18 protein-coding genes are annotated in these 18,837 nt (G+C 74.3%); 12 read left to right on the plus strand and 6 right to left on the minus strand.

Annotated elements, in window-relative coordinates; genetic code table 11:
• Window positions 1–98: 98 nt before the first annotated feature.
• The 4 genes from O7622_RS21265 (at window position 99) to O7622_RS21280 (ending at window position 4,113) form a co-directional block, all read left to right on the plus strand.
• Window positions 99–1,265 (plus strand): Gfo/Idh/MocA family oxidoreductase, encoded by a 1,167-nt coding sequence (locus O7622_RS21265; protein ID WP_282309929.1) that lies wholly within the window; start codon window positions 99–101, stop codon window positions 1,263–1,265.
• Window positions 1,266–1,293: 28 nt separating this feature from the next.
• On the plus strand, window positions 1,294–2,637 hold the full coding sequence (locus O7622_RS21270; protein WP_282309930.1) for a pectate lyase: 1,344 nt from the start codon (window positions 1,294–1,296) through the stop codon (window positions 2,635–2,637).
• A gap of 227 nt (window positions 2,638–2,864) precedes the next feature.
• Entirely contained in the window at window positions 2,865–3,380 is a 516-nt protein-coding gene (locus O7622_RS21275) for an ATP-binding protein (protein ID WP_282309932.1), read from the plus strand.
• A gap of 7 nt (window positions 3,381–3,387) precedes the next feature.
• Entirely contained in the window at window positions 3,388–4,113 is a 726-nt protein-coding gene (locus O7622_RS21280; protein ID WP_282309934.1) for an HD domain-containing protein, read from the plus strand.
• A 398-nt stretch (window positions 4,114–4,511) separates the two neighbouring features.
• Here O7622_RS21280 and O7622_RS21285 read toward each other — a convergent pair whose 3' ends face one another.
• The 3 genes from O7622_RS21285 to O7622_RS21295 form a co-directional block, all read right to left on the minus strand.
• Window positions 4,512–4,937 (minus strand): barstar family protein, encoded by a 426-nt coding sequence (locus tag O7622_RS21285; RefSeq protein WP_282309936.1) that lies wholly within the window; start codon window positions 4,935–4,937, stop codon window positions 4,512–4,514.
• Between the two features lie 61 nt (window positions 4,938–4,998).
• A complete protein-coding gene (locus O7622_RS21290) occupies window positions 4,999–5,439 on the minus strand; it encodes a ribonuclease domain-containing protein (RefSeq protein ID WP_282309938.1) in 441 nt (146 codons plus the stop codon).
• A gap of 186 nt (window positions 5,440–5,625) precedes the next feature.
• Complete coding sequence (locus O7622_RS21295; RefSeq protein WP_282309939.1) at window positions 5,626–8,535, minus strand: M36 family metallopeptidase; 2,910 nt, start codon at window positions 8,533–8,535, stop codon at window positions 5,626–5,628.
• A gap of 547 nt (window positions 8,536–9,082) precedes the next feature.
• Between O7622_RS21295 and O7622_RS21300 the strand changes: the two genes are divergently transcribed.
• Window positions 9,083–9,985, plus strand: coding sequence for a hypothetical protein (locus O7622_RS21300; protein WP_282309940.1), 903 nt, complete (start codon window positions 9,083–9,085; stop codon window positions 9,983–9,985).
• Between the two features lie 29 nt (window positions 9,986–10,014).
• Here the strand turns inward: O7622_RS21300 and O7622_RS21305 are convergent, their stop codons facing one another.
• Complete coding sequence (locus O7622_RS21305) at window positions 10,015–11,805, minus strand: ABC transporter ATP-binding protein (protein WP_282309941.1); 1,791 nt, start codon at window positions 11,803–11,805, stop codon at window positions 10,015–10,017.
• An 82-nt stretch (window positions 11,806–11,887) separates the two neighbouring features.
• Between O7622_RS21305 and O7622_RS21310 the strand changes: the two genes are divergently transcribed.
• Complete coding sequence (locus O7622_RS21310) at window positions 11,888–12,304, plus strand: MarR family transcriptional regulator (protein ID WP_282309942.1); 417 nt, start codon at window positions 11,888–11,890, stop codon at window positions 12,302–12,304.
• A gap of 84 nt (window positions 12,305–12,388) precedes the next feature.
• Here the strand turns inward: O7622_RS21310 and O7622_RS21315 are convergent, their stop codons facing one another.
• Window positions 12,389–13,015 (minus strand): TetR/AcrR family transcriptional regulator, encoded by a 627-nt coding sequence (locus O7622_RS21315; RefSeq protein WP_282309943.1) that lies wholly within the window; start codon window positions 13,013–13,015, stop codon window positions 12,389–12,391.
• Window positions 13,016–13,110: 95 nt separating this feature from the next.
• The gene (locus O7622_RS21320; protein WP_282309944.1) at window positions 13,111–13,938 is read right to left on the minus strand and encodes an ABC transporter substrate-binding protein; all 828 of its coding nucleotides are present in this window, start codon (window positions 13,936–13,938) and stop codon (window positions 13,111–13,113) included.
• On the opposite strand from O7622_RS21320, the gene O7622_RS21325 reads away from it, so the two are divergent.
• The 6 genes from O7622_RS21325 (at window position 13,828) to O7622_RS21350 (ending at window position 18,831) form a co-directional block, all read left to right on the plus strand.
• Window positions 13,828–15,384, plus strand: a complete 1,557-nt coding sequence (locus O7622_RS21325) for an NAD(P)/FAD-dependent oxidoreductase (RefSeq protein ID WP_282309945.1) — start codon at window positions 13,828–13,830, stop codon at window positions 15,382–15,384. The two genes, O7622_RS21320 and O7622_RS21325, sit on opposite strands and share 111 nt — an antisense overlap.
• A 127-nt stretch (window positions 15,385–15,511) precedes the next feature.
• Window positions 15,512–16,258 (plus strand): lysozyme, encoded by a 747-nt coding sequence (locus tag O7622_RS21330; protein ID WP_282309946.1) that lies wholly within the window; start codon window positions 15,512–15,514, stop codon window positions 16,256–16,258.
• An 88-nt stretch (window positions 16,259–16,346) separates the two neighbouring features.
• The gene (locus tag O7622_RS21335; RefSeq protein ID WP_282309947.1) at window positions 16,347–17,021 is read left to right on the plus strand and encodes a peptidoglycan recognition family protein; all 675 of its coding nucleotides are present in this window, start codon (window positions 16,347–16,349) and stop codon (window positions 17,019–17,021) included.
• Window positions 17,022–17,111: 90 nt separating this feature from the next.
• Window positions 17,112–17,477 (plus strand): metalloregulator ArsR/SmtB family transcription factor, encoded by a 366-nt coding sequence (locus O7622_RS21340; protein WP_282309948.1) that lies wholly within the window; start codon window positions 17,112–17,114, stop codon window positions 17,475–17,477.
• Window positions 17,474–18,115: an SRPBCC family protein gene (locus O7622_RS21345; protein ID WP_282309949.1), complete on the plus strand. Its 642-nt coding sequence runs from the start codon at window positions 17,474–17,476 to the stop codon at window positions 18,113–18,115. The genes O7622_RS21340 and O7622_RS21345 overlap by 4 nt, the downstream gene beginning before the upstream one ends.
• Window positions 18,116–18,264: 149 nt before the next feature.
• The gene (locus tag O7622_RS21350; protein WP_282309950.1) at window positions 18,265–18,831 is read left to right on the plus strand and encodes an NADAR family protein; all 567 of its coding nucleotides are present in this window, start codon (window positions 18,265–18,267) and stop codon (window positions 18,829–18,831) included.
• The last annotated feature ends 6 nt before the right edge of the window (window positions 18,832–18,837 follow it).

Raw genomic sequence — 18,837 nt, forward strand, 5'->3', positions numbered from 1 at the left:
CGGCCGTCCGGCGATGCCCTGCGGGCGACGGGCCGGGGGTGGCCGGTGAGCGGCGGCCGTCCGGCGATGCCCTGCGGGCGACGGGCCGGGGGTGGCCGGTGAGCGGCGGCGGGCCGCCGCGGGTGGCCCTGATCGGGGCGAACGGGCACGGCCGCTGGCACCGCCGGACCATCGCGGCGCTGCACGCGGCCGGACGGGCGCGCCTGGTCGCGCTCGTCGACGCACGCCCCCTGGAGGCCGAGCCGGACGCACCGGTCCCGCCGGACGCGGCCGTCTTCACCGATCACCGGGTCATGCTCGCCGCTGTCCGGCCCGACGTGGTGGTGGTCTGCACGCCGCCGCACACCCACCTGCCGATCGCGCTCGACGTGCTCACCGCCGGGGCGGACCTCCTGCTGGAGAAGCCGCCCGTGCTCGACCTCGCCGAGCACCGGACGCTCGCCGAGGCCGCGGCCGCCGCCGGCCGGGCCGTGCAGGTCAACTTCCAGGCGCTCGGCTCGGCCGCGCTGACCGAACTGACCGGCGCGCTCGGGCGGCTCGGTCCGGTCACCGGCATCGCCACGCTCGCCGCCTGGCAGCGCCCGGACGCCTACTACGCCCGCTCCCTCTGGGCCGGGCGACTGTCGGTCGACGGCCGCCCGGCGCTGGACGGCGCGCTCGCCAACCCCCTCGCGCACGCGCTCATGCAGTGCCTCGCCGTCGCCGAATCGGTCACCGGCGCGCCGGTGCGCCCGGCCCGGATCGCTGTGGAACGCTACCGGGTCCGCGCGATCGAGGTGGACGACACCACTGTGCTGCGGCTGACCCCGCACGCCGGGCCACCGGTGCTGGCCGCGCTCACCCTCGCCGCCGAGGAGCACGTCCCCGGGGAGGTGCTCGTCACCGGCGAGCGCGGACGGGCGCTGCTGGAGTACCCGACCGACCGGCTGCGGCTACCCGGCGACCACGCGCCACGCCCGGTGCCCGGCCGCCGGGGGCTGCTGGCGAACCTGCTCGACCACCGCGCGGACGGCACGCCGCTGATCGCGCCGCTGGCGCGTACCGAGCCGTTCACCACGGTGCTGGACGCGCTGCGGGATGCACCCGTTCCGGCGCTGCTCGACGGGGACCTGGTACGCGAGGCGGGCGACGGCCCGCAGCGGGTGCGGATGGTGCGGGGCGTCGGCACGGTGCTGCGGGCCGCCGCGGAGACCGGCGTGCTGCCGTCCGAGGCGGGCGTGCCGTGGGCGGTCCGCCCGTACGTGGTGGACCTGTCAGTGCAGTGAATGTCCCTCCAGGAGAACGGAACGAGTCATGCGTACCCGAACCGCAGTCGTCGCGGCGCTGGCCGCCGCGCTCGTCCTCACCACCGCCGCGCCCGCGCCGGCCGCACCCGCCGGGCCGTCCCGGGCCGCCGAGTTGATCGGCCGCCAGAGCCTCCCGGCGAACGACGGCTGGGCCGCCGCTGGCACCGGCACCACCGGCGGGTCGGCCGCCGCGCCGGACCGGGTACGCGTCGTGCGTACCCGCGCCGAGCTGGTCGCCGCGCTCGGCGGCGACAACGCCACGAACGCCGCCGACGCCACCCCCAAGATCGTGTACGTGGCCGGGACAGTCGACGGTTTCGAGGGACCGGACGGCACCCCGCTGGACTGCGCCGACCTGGCCGACCCGGAGTACTCGCTGCCCGCCTACCTGACCGCGTACGACCCGTCGACCTGGGGCCGGGTCAACCCGAGCGGGCCGTTGGAGGCCGCCCGGGTGCGGTCGGTGGCCGAGCAGACCCGGCAGACCCAGATCAACGTCGGCTCGAACACCACTGTCGTCGGGCTGCGCGGCGCCCGGCTCACCGGCCTGACGCTGATGATCGACCGGGTGGACAACGTGATCGTGCGCAACATCGAGTTCGCCGACGCCCGGGACTGCTTCCCGGCCTGGTCCCCCACCGACGGCGACACCGGCAACTGGAACTCCCAGTACGACCAGATCTCGGTGCGGCGCAGCGAGCACGTCTGGATCGACCACAACACGTTCACCGACGGCGACAACCCGGACAGCGCCCAGCCCGTCTACTTCGGGCGGCCCTGGCAGGTGCACGACGGCTCGGTGGACGTCACGCACACCGCCAGCCTGGTCACCGTGTCCTGGAACCGGTTCACCGGCCGGGACAAGGTGATGCTCATCGGCTCGTCGAACACCGTCGGCCCGGACGTGGGCCGGCTCGACGTCACGGTGCGGCACAACCTGTTCGACGGCACGCTGCAACGGCTGCCCCGGGTCCGGTTCGGCCAGGTCGACGTGCACGAGAACCACTACCGGCTCGGCGGGCCCGGCTTCGCGTACGCCCTCGGCGTCGGCGTGCAGTCCGCGCTGTACGCGGAGAACAACTTCTTCACGCTCACCGGCGACACCGGCCCGGCCGACCTGCTCTACGACTGGGGCGGCACCGCGCTCACCGAGCGGGGCACCTGGGTCCGGCAGGGTGACCGGCTGCCCCGGCCGGTGGACCTGCTCGCCGCGTACAACGCCGCGCACGACCCGGACCTCGGCGGTGACGCCGGGTGGACGCCCACGCTGCGCGCCGCCCGGCCGCTGCCGGCCCCGCTGGTGCCGTTCGTCGTCGACGCCTGGGCGGGAGCCGGGAGACTACCGCTCTGACTCGGGCCCGAGCCCGCACGCCCACCAGCTCGACGGCGTCGGGGTGACCGCCGCGACAGCGGACCGTTCGTCCCGGGCCGGCGTCCCCGAGAGGATGCCGGCCCGGCGCCGTCACCGGCCCGCCGGCTGACACGCCGCCCCCGATGCGCGATGATCACGTTTGACGGACACCGCCGCCGGGGGAATGAATCGGCGGTCACCGGGGACAACAGGGTGAGAATCGGGCGGTGACAGCGCGAGTGGGCGCCCAGGCCCGGGGACGGGTACGGGACGGAGGGCCGGACGTGACGGGTGGGACATCCGGCGGCGTCGGTCCGGTCCTCACCATCGACCTGCCGGCCGACCCGGCCCGGCTCGCCGCCACCCGGGAACGGTTGCGCGGCTGGCTGCACGCCCAGGGCGTCAGCGACTGGGACGTCGACACCGTGCTCATCGCGACCGGCGAGGCGTGCGCCAACGCCATCGAGCACGGCTACCGCTTCGCCCCGGCGGGCATCACCACGCTGCGGGCCGAGCTGCGCGGCGACCGGCTGGAGATCGAGGTACGCGACCGGGGCGGCTGGCGCGCGGCCGACGGCGACGACAGCGGCGACCGGGGGCGCGGGCGGCTGATCATGGCGCGGGTGATGGACGAGGCCACCATCGTCGGCACGCCGGAGGGCACCTGCGTACGCCTGGTCAAGCGCCTCAGCGGCGACGTGAGCGGCCCGGCGGACACCGGATCTAGCGAAGATCAGCTATAAGGGACGCATGGAGTTCCCCGCGTACCTCGCCACCATGCCGATGCACGCGATCACCGAGATCCACGGTGAGCCCGGCCTGCTGGCCCGGTTCCGGCTGGAGATCGAGGCGTTCGACGAGACCGCCCGCGACCGGCTGACCGAGGCGCTCGACCTGGCCGCCGACCTGCACCGCGACGACCGCCGGGTACGCGAGCCGTACCTCAACCACCTGCTGCGGGTGGCGATCCGGCTGATGCACCACTACCAGGTGCGGGACGTGGACGTGATCGTCGCCGGGCTGCTGCACGACGCGGTCGAGGACCACCCCGCCGAACTGGCCGGGCTCGACAGCGATTCGGCAGCGGACGCGACCCCGGCGGCGCTCGCCGCGCTGTCCGACCGGTTCGGGGAGCGGGTCGCCCGGCTGGTCGCGGCGGTCACCAACCCCGCGTACGACCCGGGCCGGGACCGCGACGAGCAGTACCGGGAACACGTGGCGGCCAGCCTGGAACGGGAACCCTGGGCCCGGGTGATCAAGGTGTCCGACTTCACCGACAACGGCGTGGGCGTGATCCACACGGTCGGGCCGAAGGTGACCCGCGCCGCCACCAAGTACCGCCCGCTGGTGCCGGTCTTCCGTGACCTGGTCGCCCGGCCCGACACGCCGCTGTCGGCACCGGTCAAGCACCACATCCTCGCCCAGCTCGACCTGGCCGAGGAGCGCTTCAGCGCCATCCTCGACCAGCCCGCCTGACCTCGCCCGGTCCGGCGTGTCCCGCCCCGGCCACCGACGCGACCCGCGCCCTCACCACCCGGCTCGCACTCACCTTCACCTTCGCCACTTCCCCGAACCGGCGCCCGGCCCACCACCCCGAACTGGCGCCCGCCCTCGCCACCACCCCGAATTGGCGGCATCCCCACCCACCAGACCCCACCACCATCCCGAACTGGCACCCGACCCGCCACCACCGCGAAGTGGCGCCATCCCTCCCCCACCGGACCTCGCCACCTCCCCGAACTGGCACCCGGCTCGCCATTACGGGGAAGTGGCGGCCTCCCCACCCACCAGACCCCACCACCTCGCCGAGCTGGCGGCCATGCTCACCGCACGAGGTCGCCGCTTCGGGGAGGTGGCGGCGAAACGGCACCCGGTCAGTCGGCGGTGGGTGGGGCGCCGACGCGGCCGTCCAGCACGGCGGCGACGCGGGCACGCAGGGCGCGCAGCCGGTCCGGGTCGTCGCGCAGCACCACCCGCAGCGTCTCGTGGCCACCGGCGGCGACCGCGCCGAGCACGTCCAGCAGCGTGCCGAGCTGGGCGGGCGGTTCGTCGACGAGCAGGTCCGCCGCGTCGGCCACGACCAGCGTCAGCGGACCGGCGTCGAGGCGGTCGGCGAGCGCGTCGGCGAGGGCGTCCCAGTTGCGGCCGTACCAGCCGGGCAGATCCAGCGCCCCGGCCAGCGTTTCGTGCAGCCCGGCCCGGGTGCGGGCCTGCGCGCCGGAGACCGGCACACCGTCCGGCTCGGGCGGCGGGCCGTCGTACACGAGCCAGGCCGGCGGCTGCGCGGACGCTGCGCCCATGGTCCGTCCCTTCCCGGCGGCGCCGACCGGGCGTAGCGGGCCCGGCCGGCGCCGAGGCTGCTCAGAGCCGGTAGAAGTTGGCGTAGTGGTCGGGCGAGAACCAGGTCGCCCCGGTGCTCTTGTCGACCACGATCCGGTACGCGTCCCGGGAGGCGTTGCAGGCGCGCGGGTAGACGTCGTACTCGTGGTAGGTGGCGCCGGTGGGCAGCTGTCCCTCGTAGTTGTAGAACCGGCCGCCGGCGAAGTTGCACCGGCCGCCGCTCCACGAGTACCAGCCGCGGCTGGTCGGGAAGCTCTTCGCGGACCAGCCGGACCGCGCGGTGCGCGCGTCGGCGCAGCGGGACTGCGTGCAGGAGCCGTAGACGGCGGCCGCGGCGGGCTCGGCGAGGCGGGTGGACACAGTGGACGGCGCGACGAGCGCGGCGGCGGCCACGGCGGTGGCCAGGGCGGACGCCGCGAGGGCGCGGCGTACACGGGTGACGGCGGCGCGGAACGGGGTCAAGGGATCCTCCTTGAGCGAGGCGACTGCGCATCGATCGGCATTGATGGTCGATCGACGCTCAGTCTGTCGGGGATCCTGCCCGCGGTACAGCCCCGATCCGGCGACGGCGCCCCGAACCCCGGGTGAACACACGATGGCGGGTGCGGACGGACGGCAGGAGCCGCCCGTCCGCACCCGTCCTGCGGGTCAGCGCGTGAACGCCTGGAACTCGGCGATCCGCACGTTCTGCGCCTGCGGGCTGGCGGTGGCGCAGTCGGTCGCCGCCCGCGGGTCGTCGTCCTGCTCACCGGCGTAGTCCGGCGCGCCCGTGCACTGGTTGGTCAGCACCTCGACGCGCAGGTGCGTGGCAGTGGTACGCGGGATGCCGAACGACCGCATGATCAGCTCGGGCGCCCGGGGACGTGGCGCGACCGCCGGGAACGCGTCCGGCCGGCTGGTGTAGACCGGGCGAAAGTCCGCCGCGTCCGCGCAGGTCACCGGCCCGGTCGCGGTGCACGCCAGGACCCGGAACTGCCGCACCGCGGAGTACCGGCTCTGGGTGCCGGCGTCGGCGTCACCGGCGACCGCCGGACGCAACATGGCGCTGACCTGCACCCGGCGTACCTGCTGGACGTCGCCGGCCAGGTCGACTGTGACCTGCCGGCCGGCGACCGGCGCGCCCAGCGCGGCCCAGTTGGTGGCCTCGTCGTCGTCGGCGATCTGCGGCAGGTTGATCCCGTCGCCGGTGACCGCCGCACCCGCGGTGGCCGAGGCCAGGTTGGGTCGCAACGACACCGCCAGCGTCCGGTGCTGGCCCGCCCTGACCTTCACCGGGCCGATCCGGGTGTGGCCGTATCCGGGTGCCCGCACCACGAACTCGTACGTGCCGGGCACCAGATCCACCCGGTCGGTGAGCGGGGTGGCCGCGTCGGTGTCCGCCACCGGCACCGCCCGGGCCTGGTAGCGCCCGACGAACAGCTGCGCGCCCGCCACCGGCCCGCGCTCGCCGACCGGGAGGAACCGCAGCGAGCCCTCCCGCGCGTACGGCGAGGTGAAGCCCGGCGTGGGATCGGCGTCGGTGTGGCCGACGCTGGCAGCGGTCTCCCCGAGGCCGCGCCCGGCGAACGCGTTCCAGAGCAGGTCCTGGTTGGCCCCGCCGAAGCGGATCCGGTCGGCGGCGAGCATCGCGTCCCGGGCGTCGACCATGCTGACCTGGCTGACCGACATCAGCAGGAACGAGTCGAAGACCAGTTGGATCCAGCGCCGGTTACCCGGGCAGGCGGTCACGTCGCGGGCGCCGGTGGCGCACGCCTTCTGCACCGCCGGGGTACCGCTGCCCCACCGGCGCATCATGGCCGCGCGGATGTCGGTGTTGGTGGCGCTCCACACCTCACCGGAGGCGTGCACCTGCAGGCCGACGAAGTCGTAGTCGACCGAGCTGTAGTTGAGCGGACTGTCACTCATGTTGTAGTTGCGGATACCCGCGTTCGGGTCCTGGGTGGTGTACTCGCCGATGGTGAAGCCGCGCCGGCCCGGTGCGGCGTACCCGTGCTCGAACAGGTACTCCATGGCGAGCTGGTCGGACCAGCTCTCGCTCATGCCCTGCGGCGAGCTGACCCCGGCGCTCGGGCCGGCGATCATGCGGTTGGTGACCGCGTGGCCGTACTCGTGGGCGATCACCGACATGTCGAAGTCGCCGTCGACGCACGGCGCGTAGAACGAGCCCGCCATGGGCTGCCACAGGTACATGTTCGTGGTCGGCGCGACGCCGTCCGGCGGGGTGATCTGGTTGGCGTTGTTGCGGGCCGCGAACGCGGGCGGACCGCCGCTGAAGCCGCCGGCCTGCGCGTTGCCCTGCTCGGGGTCGTCACCGAGCCCGCCGCGGCCGAGGTTGTCCCGCTGCATGTTCCAGGTCTCCTCGGTGAACCCGAGGTGATAGGTCCAGTCGTGCATCCGGTTGTGCATGGCGAACAGGTTCGCCCGCGCCGCGTCGATGTCGTTCGCCTGCGGCGAGGTGAACACCTCCGGGTTGCAGCGCTGCTCCTGCCACTGGTTCGTCCACGGGTAGTCGTACCGGCGGTCCGGGCGGGGCGTCGCGGTCTCGGTGCCGACGCTGAACGGGTCGTTGCTGAACCAGTTCTGCACCGCGATCGCGTTGTTGCCCTTGGTCGTGGTGGTGGACCGGCCGGTGGCCGGGTCCACGTCCCACGCCGGGTGCCCGGGCACGCCCACCACCTCGGCGCAGCCGCGCGCCGGCACGGCGCACCACCGCTTACGCGTGTCGACCGAGGACCTGTCGACACGCGGCGAGTTCGGGAAGACCTCCCACGAGGGGTGGTCGGCGTCGTGGTCGATCAGGTCCTCGCGGACCAGCACGGCGCTGTCGCGGGCGTCCACGTAGGTGGCGTAGGCGGCCGGGTCCGCGCCGGTGGTGTCCGCGCCGAGGACCACCTCCCACGCCGCGCGCGGCCCACGGTCCGCGGTGGGCACCGCGACCAACGAGGTACGCACGACCTGCGCGTCGGCACGGCCGGCGTCGGCGACGGCGGCCTTACGGGCCTGCTCGGCGCTGATCGTGGCGGGGGCCGGCGTACCGGCGTCACGGGCGAGCGAGGAGCTGACGTGCCACACCGCTCCGTCGCGTACGCCGATCGACAGCATGCCGTCGACGGCGGCCGGCAGGTCGCCGAAGCGCTGCCGGAACAGGACTGTCGCGCCCTGCCCCATCGGCGCCACTGTGAGCAACTCCAGCGCGGCGGCGCCCTCGGCGGTCAGGCCCAGCACGTCCCGGTTCGCGGCCACGTACGCGCGGGCGGCGGCGGCCGGGTAGGCGGGCAGCCCGGTGGCGAGCGGCTTGCCGGTCGAGGTGAGCGTGGCGGGCGTACCGAAGTCGGTCCAGCGCACGCGCGCGCCGAGCGCGGCGGCCCGGTCCCGCTGCCGGTCGCTGGCGAGAATGCGGCCCTTGCGGTTGTCAGTGGCCTTGGTGTCGTGCCGGTCGCCCGGCAGGTGGTCGGGTGGCGCCTGGGTACGGGTGTGTTCCCGGGGTGCCGCCTGGCCGCCACCGGCGGCGGTCAGGACCAGCCCGGCTGCCATCAGCAGCGCGGTGGTCCCCGTCAACGCGCGGGATGGTGTGCGCACGGTCCCTCCTGTCATCGTCGAACAGCGATGTCCGCTCCGCCATTTGACCAGGACGATCATCCGTCCGACACCATCCGAACATCCATAAATGTCGTTGCGTCGATTTCTTGGTGGCCGCTCGGCCAGGGACCACAGGTACTGCACGTTCCGGCCGGCGGCGTGGCGAGCGTCGACGCCCGCGCGTTGTGGTCCTCCCCCGAAGGATCGCGGAGCCTCACGCTACGAAGCGGCACGGACACGGATCAAGGCGTGATCATCGGCTCTGGACGGTCGGTCCCGTGAACGGGACCGGACCCGCTCCGAGTCCCACGGATAGGACTACGGGACGACTCGTCCGATCGGTCAGCGCGCACCCTTCGGCCGGGGGGCGGAACCGCCGTGCGCGCGGCTGCGCGCGTACACCGGCCCGGGTTGTTAGCGTGGATCGCGGACCGCTACGGCGGTCCGGCCACCCCTCGCCCGACGGCCCGCGCGTCCCGGTGACGCCGCGGGGCGCGGTGCTGCGATCCGGCATTGAGGGGGTGCGATGAGCGCGGTGCCGGAGGGGCCCGGGCCGGCCGGCGACCGGCCGAAGCCCGGCGCGCCGGTGGACAGCCGCCGCCGGCGGTGGGCCGGACGGGCGCGGGCGCTCGGCGAGGCGGCGCGCGTGCGGACCCGGCGCTTCTGGGACGGCGCGCAGCCGACGCTGCGGCAGCTCTGGTGGACCGAGGAGCCGGTGACGCCGGTGACCACAGTCGACAGGCGCGCCCCGGAGCCGCTCGCGGTGCCGGCGCAGGGCGAGGTGTACGTGTTCCTGGTCCGTGCCACCTACACCTGGTCGTCGGACTCGGCCCGGCCGGAGCTGTTCGGCTGGTACGTGGACTACTTCCAGCAGCAGGCCACGCAGCGCCTGCACCGGCTCGCGGTCCGGCACGCGGTGGAGGTGCCGCCGCACCGCCCGCGCGACCTGCACGCCGCGTTGACCGCCGCGCTCGCCGACGACGACCCCCCGCCCTGGACGTACGCGCGCGGCGAGGTGACGTTCGCCTGCGAGCCGGACGTCACGGTGCACCTGGACGAGCGGGTGCGCAAGCTGCTCCAGCCGTACTGGGAGCAGCGCATCGCGCTGGAGTGCGAGCGCGACCTGGCCCGGCGCCGCGCCGAGTACGCCGAGGAACGCGACAGCCGTGAACGGCCGACGGCGACGCGAGCCGGGAAGGACGGCGAGCCGGCCGCCACGGCACCGCATGCCGACGGGACCGGGCCGGCGGGCGCGGCACGGGACGCGCGAGGGGTGCCCGGCGGGCCGGGGCGGGCGCGGCGTGGGTCGCGGCCGGACGGACCGGTGGAGTCGTTCACCCCGTTGGAGCCGCTGCTCCCCCCGCCCGCGCCGCGCCCGGCTCCGGGACAGCGGCCCCGCCCGGGCGAGCCGGAGCCGCCCCAGGTCTGAGCCGGGACGGGCCCCCGGCTCTCCTGCGCTCAGCCGACCAGGGCGGCGTAGCGGCCGCGCCGGTCCAGCAGCGCGTCGTGGGTGCCGGATTCGACGATCCGGCCGTGGTCGAGCACCGCGATCCGGTCGGCGTCGCGGACAGTGGAGAGCCGGTGCGCGATGGTCACCACGGTGCGGCCCCGGGCCAGTTCGTCCAGCGCCCGCTGGACCGCGCGCTCGGTCTCGGTGTCCAGCGCGCTCGTCGCCTCGTCCAGCACCAGGATCCGCGGGTCGCGCAGCAGGGTCCGGGCGATCGCCAGGCGCTGCTGCTCGCCGCCGGAGAACCGGTGGCCGCGCGAGCCGACCATGGTGTCGTACCCGTCGGGCAGCGCGCTGACGAGGTCGTGGATGCGGGCGGCGCGGGCGGCGGCCTCGATCTCGGCGTCGGTGGCGTCCGGGCGGGCGTACCGCAGGTTGTCCCGCACGGTGCCGTGCAGCAGGTACGTCTCCTGGCTGACCACGCCCACGACGGCGGCCAGGTCGGCCGGGCGCAGGTCGCGCAGGTCGATCCCGTCGATGGTGATTCGCCCGGCGTCCGGGTCGTGCAGCCGGCTGATCAGCGCGGCGAGCGTGCTCTTGCCGGAGCCGGTCTCCCCCACCAGGGCCAGGCTGGTGCCGGCCGGCACGTCCAGGCTGACGCCGGCGAGCGCGGCGGTGTCGCTGCCCGGGTAGCTGAATGTGACGTCCTCGACGCGCAGGTGGCCGCGGGCCGTGGCCGGGTCCAGCGGGACCGGGCGGGCCGGCTCGGCGACCTCCACCGGCAGGTCGAGGTATTCGAAGATGCGGGCGAACAGGGCCAGCGACGCGGTGAGCGTCACGCCGACGTTGAGCAGGCCCATCAGCGGCCGGAACAGGTTGCCCTGCAACGCGGTGAACGCGACGAGCGTGCCGATGGTGAGCGTGCCGGCGGTGCCGGGCAGCCCGGCGCCGAGGTAGATCACGGCGGGGATGGCGGCGAAGACGATGCTCATGGCGGCCATCCGCCAGCGTCCGGCCAGCTCGGAGCGCAGCTCCAGGTCGACCAGCCGGGCCGAGGAGGCGGTGAACCGGTCGACGAGCGCCGGGCCGGTGCCGAGCGTCTTGGCCAGCCGTACGCCGCTGACCGACAGCCCCTCCTCGATGGTCACCGTCAGGTCGGCCAGTTCCCGCTGGCGCTGGGCGGTGATCTCCCGGCGCAGCCGGGCGACCCGGCGGGTGAGCCAGAGCGCGGGCGGCAGCACGACCGCCGAGACGAGGGTGAGCCGCCAGCTCAGCGCCAGCATGGCGATGGTGGTGGCGACGACTGTGGTGAGGTTGGCGGCGATCGAGGTGGCGGTGGAGGTGACCACGGCCTGCATGCCGCCGATGTCGTTGGTGATGCGCGACTGGACCTCGCCGGTGCGGGTGCGCACGAAGAAGCCGATCGACTGCCGCTGGAGGTGGGCGAAGACGTCGGCGCGCAGGCGGTGCATGACCTCCTGGCCGACGCGGGTGGAGATCCAGGTCTGCGCGACGCCGAGCACCGCGGTGACAGCGGCCACCGCGACCATGCCCGCGACCAGCCAGGCCAGCAGGGTCAGGTCACGCTCGGGCAGGGCCCTGTCGATCACGGTACGCAGCAGGAACGGCGTGGCCATCGCGATGATCGAGGACGCCACGATGATCGCCACCACTGTGGCGAGCGGGCCGCGATGGGCGGTGAAGAGGGCGCCGATCCGGCGCAGGGACACGGTACGGGCCTGGGCCTTCTCGGCGGGGGACACGGTTCGGCCGCCGCCGCGGCCGTCGGGGTTGCGATCCAAGGGTTCGCCTCGTGGTCGGGGGATATTGCTGAGGTTACCTCAACATGAGGGACCAACACGAAAGCCTGTTACCGTATTCCCCGTGAGCGGCAGCGACGAGAGCCTGGCCGAGACGTTCTGGGCGGTGACCCGCCGCCTGCGGCACCAGACCAAGCGCACGCTTGAACCGTGGGAGATCAGCCCCGGGCAGGCGCGGGCGCTGGGCGTGCTGATGCGCCACGGCGCGCTCCGGCCCGGCGCGCTCGCCGAGCACCTGCGCATCGCCCCGCGCTCGGCCACCGAGGTGGTCGACGGGTTGCAGGAGCGGGGCCTGGTCGAGCGACGGCCCGACCCGGGTGACAGGCGGGCCACGCTGGTCGCGCCCACCGCCGAGGGCGAGCGGGTGGGCACCGCGATCCGGCAGGCGCGGGCCACCGAGGCGGAACGGTTCTTCGGCGCGCTCGCACCGGACGACCGGGCCGAACTGGCCCGCATCCTTCGCCTGCTGCGCGAGGACTGAGCACCGGGCCGGCCACCTGGACCGGCGAGGCCGGGAGGCGGCCGCCGGCGCCGGAGCCGGCCGGAAGACCGGCCGCCGGAAGCGTCAGCGCAGGCCGGCGGCGATCGCGTCGACCAGCAACGCGCCGAGCGTACGGGCCATCACCGCGCGGGCCGCAACGACGTCGAGCCCCATCGAGTCACGCATCATCGACCACGCCGACCAGGTGCCGGCCACCGTGAGCGCATCGAGCAACTGCTCCCGGCCCGGCCCGGCGTGTGCCAGCTCCGCGCCGAACACCGACTCGATCTCCTGGCGTACCCGGGCGATGGCCGCCTCCCGGTTGCGGCGCAACTGCGGGGAGAACGGCTCCCGCAGCGCCGACGCACGGGCCGAGGGCGCCAGCACCTCCAGCAGCCGGGCGCGCTGGTCGCAGAACGCGGCGATCCGGGCGGTCAGCGGCAGCTCCGGCGGCACGGGCCGCCAGAGCGTGGCCTGCCGCTCACCGACCCGCCGCCCGGTCGCGGCGAACAGCGTCTCCATGTCCTTGAAGTTGGTCCAGAGCGTGCGCAGCGACACCCCGGCCCGCTCGGCGATCCGTTCCCCGGTGGGCCGCAGGTCACCGGAGTCGATCAGGGCCAGGTGCGCCTCCACGATCGCGGCCCGGGTCCGCTCGGACCGCGCCGCCCGGCCGTCCACCCGCTCCGGCGGGTCGGTCTCCAGCTCGATCATGGGTACGGGCTCTCCTGTTGCTCGTCTGCCGGCGACCACTCTACGTGCGTGCCGCCGGGTGACCGGCACTCGGCCACCCGGCGGCGGCACGGCGGTCAGGGCGTCGGAACGGCGTCCGCCGGCGGGTCGGTCGGCGGCTCGGCGAACTCGGTGACCGCGCCGTCGCCGTCGTCGGTGGTGTACGCGGGACCGAAGTACGCCTGGACGCCGTTGCTCACCTTGGTCAGCCGGACCCCGCTGTAGCCGGCGTGCACGCCCTCGGCGTACCGGAAGGGGGTCAGGCCCGGGCCGCGGAAGCCGCCCTTGCGCACGGCCTCGACCAGCTTCCCCCGGGTGGGGTCGGGCCCGGCGGCGAGCATCGCCTGGACGAACGTGTACGCCATCGAGTAGCCGTAGATCGCGTTGCCGTCGACCGGGTTGCCCGCGTTGTACCTCTGGTGGATCTTGGTGAACTCCTGGATCCACGGGTTCGCGGTGTCGGCCACGTTCGGCAGGTAGTTGTCGGCGATCATGCCTTCGAGGATCACCTTCTTGTCGCCGAGCTGGGCCGACAGCGTGGTGTAGTCCGCACCCACGTTCGAGACCACCCACTGCGCCTTGAAGCCCTGCCCGGCGGCCTGGCCCATGGCGAGCGCGGTGAAGCCGGGGATGGTCGCCGAGATGACCACCTGGCAGCCGGCTGCGCGCAGCGCCCCGATCGCCGGGCCGACCTGCTGGTTGGTGGTGGTGTACGTCTGCTTCGCCGCGACCGGGCCGAGGACCTGCTCGACCCCGGCCAGCGAGTCCCGCCCGAAGTCGTCGTTCTGCCCGAAGTGGCAGACCTTCGCGCCGGGGAACTCCCGCTTGACGTAGCCGGCCAGGAACTCCGGGTCCGGGCGGCCCTCGCCGGCCGGCTGGTACATGCCGATCAGGTACTGCTTCATCGGCTTCTCCTCGTCACCGGACGGACCCGCGCCGCCCCTTCACCCTCCACACGAACGGGGTACGCCCGTTTCGACACGCCGGGCCGGGTGAATCCGGCCGGGAGCGGGGTACGCCCTCGCGTGCGCCGCCACCGGGTCGTCGTCGTGGGCGCCGGGTTCTCCGGCCTGGCCTGCGCGCTCGCGCTGGACGCGGCAGGCGCCGAGGTGCGGGTGCTGGAGGCGCGGGACCGGGTGGGCGGCCGGACGCTCAGCCGCCCACTGCCCGGCGGCGGCTGGCTGGATCTCGGCGCGCAGTGGATCGGCCCGACCCAGGACCGGATGTACGCGCTCGTCGCCGCGTACGGCCTGATTACCTTCTCCTCCCCCGCGCACGGCGCGCCGACGCTGCTGCTCGGCGGACGCCCGGCCACGGGCGAGCCGCCCGGGCTGTCCGCGCTGCTGGGCACGCTCGACGAGATGGCCGGCCGGCTCGACCCGGCCGCGCCGTGGCGGGCGGACGACGCGGCCCGGTGGGACCGGATCACGTTCGGCGGCTGGCTCGACGCGAGTGCGGCCGACCCGGTCACCGCCCGGTACGCGGGCCGGATGCTCGCCGGCGGCCTGCTGGCCGCCTCGCCGGACGAGGTCTCGCTGCTGCACCTGCTGTTCTACCTGCGCAGCGGCGGCGGCACCGGGTCGCTGCTGGGCATGGCCGGTGGCGCCCAGCAGGACCGGCTGGTCGGTGGTCCGGCCGCGCTGGCCGAGCGGATGGCCGCCGCGCTGCCGCCGGGGAGCCTGCGCCTGCGCGCCCCGGTGGACGGCGTCGCGCAGGACGGCGACGGCGTGCGGGTGCGCGCCGGCGCCGAGACGTACCGCGGCGATGCGGTGGTGGTCGCGCTGGCGCCGACGCTGGCCGGACGGATCCGGTACGACCCACCGCTGCCGCCGCTGCGCGACGGGTTGACCCAGCGGATGCCGATGGGTGTGGCGCTCAAGGTGCACGCGCTCTATCCGGAGCCGTTCTGGCGGGCCGGCGGCCGCTCCGGCGTGTCCACCACCGACACCGGGCCGCTCACCGAGACTGTGGACAACTCGCTGCCGGACGCGCCGGGCGGGGTGCTCACCGCGTTCAGCTACGGCGCGCAGGCCCGGGCGCTGCGCCGGCTGCCGGAGGGCGCGCGCCGGGACGCGCTGTGTGACGCGCTCGCCGCGATCTTCGGCCCGGCCGCCGCGCGCCCCGACGACCTCGTCGAGTACGACTGGTCGGCCGACGAGTGGACGCGCGGCTGCTTCTGCGGGGTCCTGCCACCCGGCGCGTGGTGCGCGTACGGCCCGGAGCTGCGGACGCCCGTGGGCCGGGTGCACTGGGCCGGCACCGAGACCGCGACCCGGTGGAGCGGCTACCTGGAGGGCGCGGTGACCGCCGGCGAACGCGCCGCCGCCGAGGCGCTCGCCCAGCTCGGCTGAGCACCTGATCCAGTGAGATTCTTCGATGAAGTCTATTGAAAAGTTTCTCCGCCCTGTGCCCTAATGACGACAGTTCCTTTCGTCATACTCCCGCCGCCGGAGCGCGGCAACCCCCCAGGGAGGACAGATGCACAGTTCGATCCGATCGGCGCTGCGCGCGGCCGGAGCCGCGCTGCTCGCCACCGTCACCGTCGCCGCCGCGACCCTGTCCGGGGCGGCACCCGCCTCCGCCGCCCCGGCCGGGCTGCCCGGCATGGACGTGTCCAGCCACCAGGGCAACGTGAACTGGTCCGGGGCGTGGGCCAACGGCGCCCGGTTCGCGTACGTCAAGGCGACCGAGGGCACGTACTACACCAACCCGTACTTCGCCCAGCAGTACAACGGCTCGTACAACGTCGGGATGATCCGCGGCTCGTACCACTTCGCCCGCCCGGACACCACGAGCGGCGCCACCCAGGCCAACTACTTCGTCGACCACGGCGGCGGCTGGTCGAAGGACGGGCGGACGCTGCCCGGCGCGCTGGACATCGAGTACAACCCGTACGGCGCTACCTGCTACGGACTGAGCCAGGCGTCGATGCGCAGCTGGATCGCCTCGTTCGTCAACCAGTACCACGCCCGCACCGGCAGGTGGGCCACCATCTACACCACCACCGACTGGTGGAGCACCTGCACCGGCAACACCTCGCAGTTCGCCGCCAACAACCCGCTGTGGATCGCCCGGTACGCAGGCAGCGTCGGCACGCTGCCGGCCGGCTGGGGCACGTACTCGTTCTGGCAGTGGTCCTCCTCCGGCGTCTTCCCCGGTGACCAGAACGTCTGGAACGGCTCACTCGACCGGCTGCGCGTCCTGGCCTGCAACGGACCCTGCTGACCCCGGCCCGGGCGTGGCGGGCGGTGCCGGTCCCGCCACGTCCGGCGTACCGGTCGATCCGGCGCTCCCCTTCCGCGAGGAGGTTGCGATGTCCGTTCCCGTACCCCGGCGGGCCGTGCTGCGCGGCGCGGTCCTGCTCGGCGCCGCCGCCGGCGTCGGCGCGCTGACCCAGATCGGCTCCGGCCCCGATGCGCGGGCCGCCGCCACCCGGGTCGACCAGCCGACCATCGCCAACTGCGCGACCTGGGGCGCCCGCCCGCCCTCGTCGCCGGTGAGCGTGGTGGCCAGCCGGCCCAACAAGATCATCGTCCATCACACGGCGTTCCCGAACACCACCGACTACAGCCTCGCCCGGGCGTACCGCAACTCCCGCGACATCCAGAACCTGCACATGGACGGCAACGGCTGGCTCGACTCCGGGCAGCACTTCACCAACAGCCGGGGCGGCTACCTGACCGAGGGCCGCCACGGCAGCCTCTACGCGCTGCTGCACGGCCAGACCATGGTGCAGGGCGCGCACTGCGTCGGGCAGAACAGCCAGGCCATCGGCATCGAGAACGACGGCATCTACCTGGACGTGCAGCCGCCGCAGGCGCTCTGGAACAGCCTCGTCACGTTCTGCGCGTTCACCTGCCAGCAGTACGGCATCGCGCCCACCGAGATCTACGGGCACAAGGACTTCAACGACACGCAGTGCCCGGGCCTGCTGCACGGCCGCCTGCCGGAGCTGCGCCGCACCGTCGCCGCCCGCCTCGGCGGCTGACCACGGGGTACGCGGGGCGCCCGGGTGCGACGGGCGCCCCGCAGCGTGTCAGTCCTCGCTTATATAAGCCGTGCATGATACAAAGGGGTCGTGCACGCCTTCGACGTCCTCGGCGACCCGGTCCGGCGCCGGATCCTGGAGTTGCTGGCCGACGGCGAACAGCCCGCCGGCGCGCTCGGCGAGACCGTGCGGCGGGAGTTCGGCATCAGCCAGCCCGCCGTCTCCCAGCACCTCAAGGTGCTGCGCGAGCACGGCTTCGCCACCGTGCGCGCCGAGGGCACCCGCCGCCTCTACGCCGTGGATCCCGGCCCGCTGCGCGAGATCGACGCGTGGCTGGACGGGTTCCGCCGCTTCTGGACACCGCCGCTGGCGGCGCTCGCCACCGAGTTGGCCCGGGGCCGCCGCGAACGACGGCTGCGCGAGGACACCACAGACGACGAGAGGACCGACCCGTGATCGACGTGACCGGACAGATCAGCGCCGTCGAGCGCCGCATCGGCGACCGTACGCTCCCCGCCGGGCAGGCGCGGGTGCTCACCATCGCCCAGACGTACGACGCGCCGGTCGCCGACGTGTTCGACGCCTGCACGAACCCGGAACGGATACCGCGCTGGTTCCTGCCGGTCTCCGGCGACCTGAGCCTCGGCGGCCGGTACCAGCTGGAGGGCAACGCCGGCGGCACCGTCGAGCGCTGCGATCCGCCGCACGGCTTCGCCGCCACCTGGGAGTTCGGCGGCGAGGTGAGCTGGATCGAGGTACGGCTGCGCGAGGCGGGCCCCGGTCGCACCCGATTCGAGCTGGAACACGTCGCGCACGTCGACGACAAACGGTGGGCAGAGTACGGTCCGGGCGCGGTCGGCATCGGCTGGGACCTCGCACTGGTCGGGCTCGCCTCCCACTTCGCCGCCGACGGTACGGGCGTCGACCCGGCCGCCGCAGCCGAGTGGATGGCCTCACCCGACGGCCTGCGCTTCGTCACCGAGTCCGGCAACAGCTGGACGAGGGCAAGCATCGAGGCCGGCACCCCCACCGACGAGGCCCAAGCCGCAGGCCACCGCGTGCGCGCCTTCTACACCGGCACCCCCACCCCCTGACCCCCACCCCCTCTCCTCGCGGGCGAGCGGGCGAGCCGAGGCGGCGGGCGGGACGGACGGAGATGTCCGTGGTGGACGGTGACGTCGGTGCGCCGTCCCGGGGTGGAATGCGGGGGTGGGTTGTCGGTGGGGTGGGGCAGACTGCGGGCATGCCGATCCGTTCCGTCACCGACCTGACCGCCGCGCTCGACGCCGGTCAGACGGTCAAGTACCTGCACTTCTGGGGGCACCGGCCGCGGCCTGACGGCAGCGTCGGCGCGAGCTGCCTGAGCCAGTGGTGGCCGGCGGCGTTCACAGTCGACGGCCGGGAGTTCGCCACCGCCGAGCACTGGATGATGTGGCACAAGGCCACGCTCTTCGGTGACCACGCGATCGCCGAGCGGGTGCTGGCCGCCGGGCATCCGCACCGGGCCAAGGCCCTCGGCCGGCAGGTCCGCGACTTCGACGAGGCGACCTGGACGGCCCGCCGCTACGAGATCGTGGTGGCCGGCAGCGTCGCCAAGTTCGGCCGGCACGAGCCGCTGCGGCGGTTTCTGCTCGGCACCGGCGACCGGGTGCTCGTCGAGGCCAGCCCGACCGACCGGATCTGGGGCATCGGCCTGACCGCCGACGATCCACGGGCTGCCGACCCGGCTGCCTGGCGGGGCGACAACCTGCTCGGGTTCGCCCTGATGGAGGCGCGCGCCGCGCTCGCCGGCCGAGGGGGTGACGCCTGACCTCGG

This window comes from Micromonospora sp. WMMD1076, from assembly GCF_029581475.1.
GTDB classification, from domain to species: Bacteria; Actinomycetota; Actinomycetes; order Mycobacteriales; family Micromonosporaceae; genus Micromonospora; species Micromonospora aurantiaca.

Excerpts from the sequence above, each read along its gene's own strand:
- O7622_RS21270 (WP_282309930.1), top strand. The coding sequence starts at position 1,294 with ATGCGTACCCGAACCGCAGTCGTCGCGGCGCTGGCCGCCGCGCTCGTC.
- O7622_RS21280 (WP_282309934.1), top strand. The coding sequence starts at position 3,388 with ATGGAGTTCCCCGCGTACCTCGCCACCATGCCGATGCACGCGATCACC.
- O7622_RS21285 (WP_282309936.1), bottom strand. The coding sequence starts at position 4,937 with ATGGGCGCAGCGTCCGCGCAGCCGCCGGCCTGGCTCGTGTACGACGGC.
- O7622_RS21300 (WP_282309940.1), top strand. The coding sequence starts at position 9,083 with ATGAGCGCGGTGCCGGAGGGGCCCGGGCCGGCCGGCGACCGGCCGAAG.
- O7622_RS21315 (WP_282309943.1), bottom strand. The coding sequence starts at position 13,015 with ATGATCGAGCTGGAGACCGACCCGCCGGAGCGGGTGGACGGCCGGGCG.
- O7622_RS21320 (WP_282309944.1), bottom strand. The coding sequence starts at position 13,938 with ATGAAGCAGTACCTGATCGGCATGTACCAGCCGGCCGGCGAGGGCCGC.
- O7622_RS21330 (WP_282309946.1), top strand. The coding sequence starts at position 15,512 with ATGCACAGTTCGATCCGATCGGCGCTGCGCGCGGCCGGAGCCGCGCTG.
- O7622_RS21335 (WP_282309947.1), top strand. The coding sequence starts at position 16,347 with ATGTCCGTTCCCGTACCCCGGCGGGCCGTGCTGCGCGGCGCGGTCCTG.
- O7622_RS21350 (WP_282309950.1), top strand. The coding sequence starts at position 18,265 with ATGCCGATCCGTTCCGTCACCGACCTGACCGCCGCGCTCGACGCCGGT.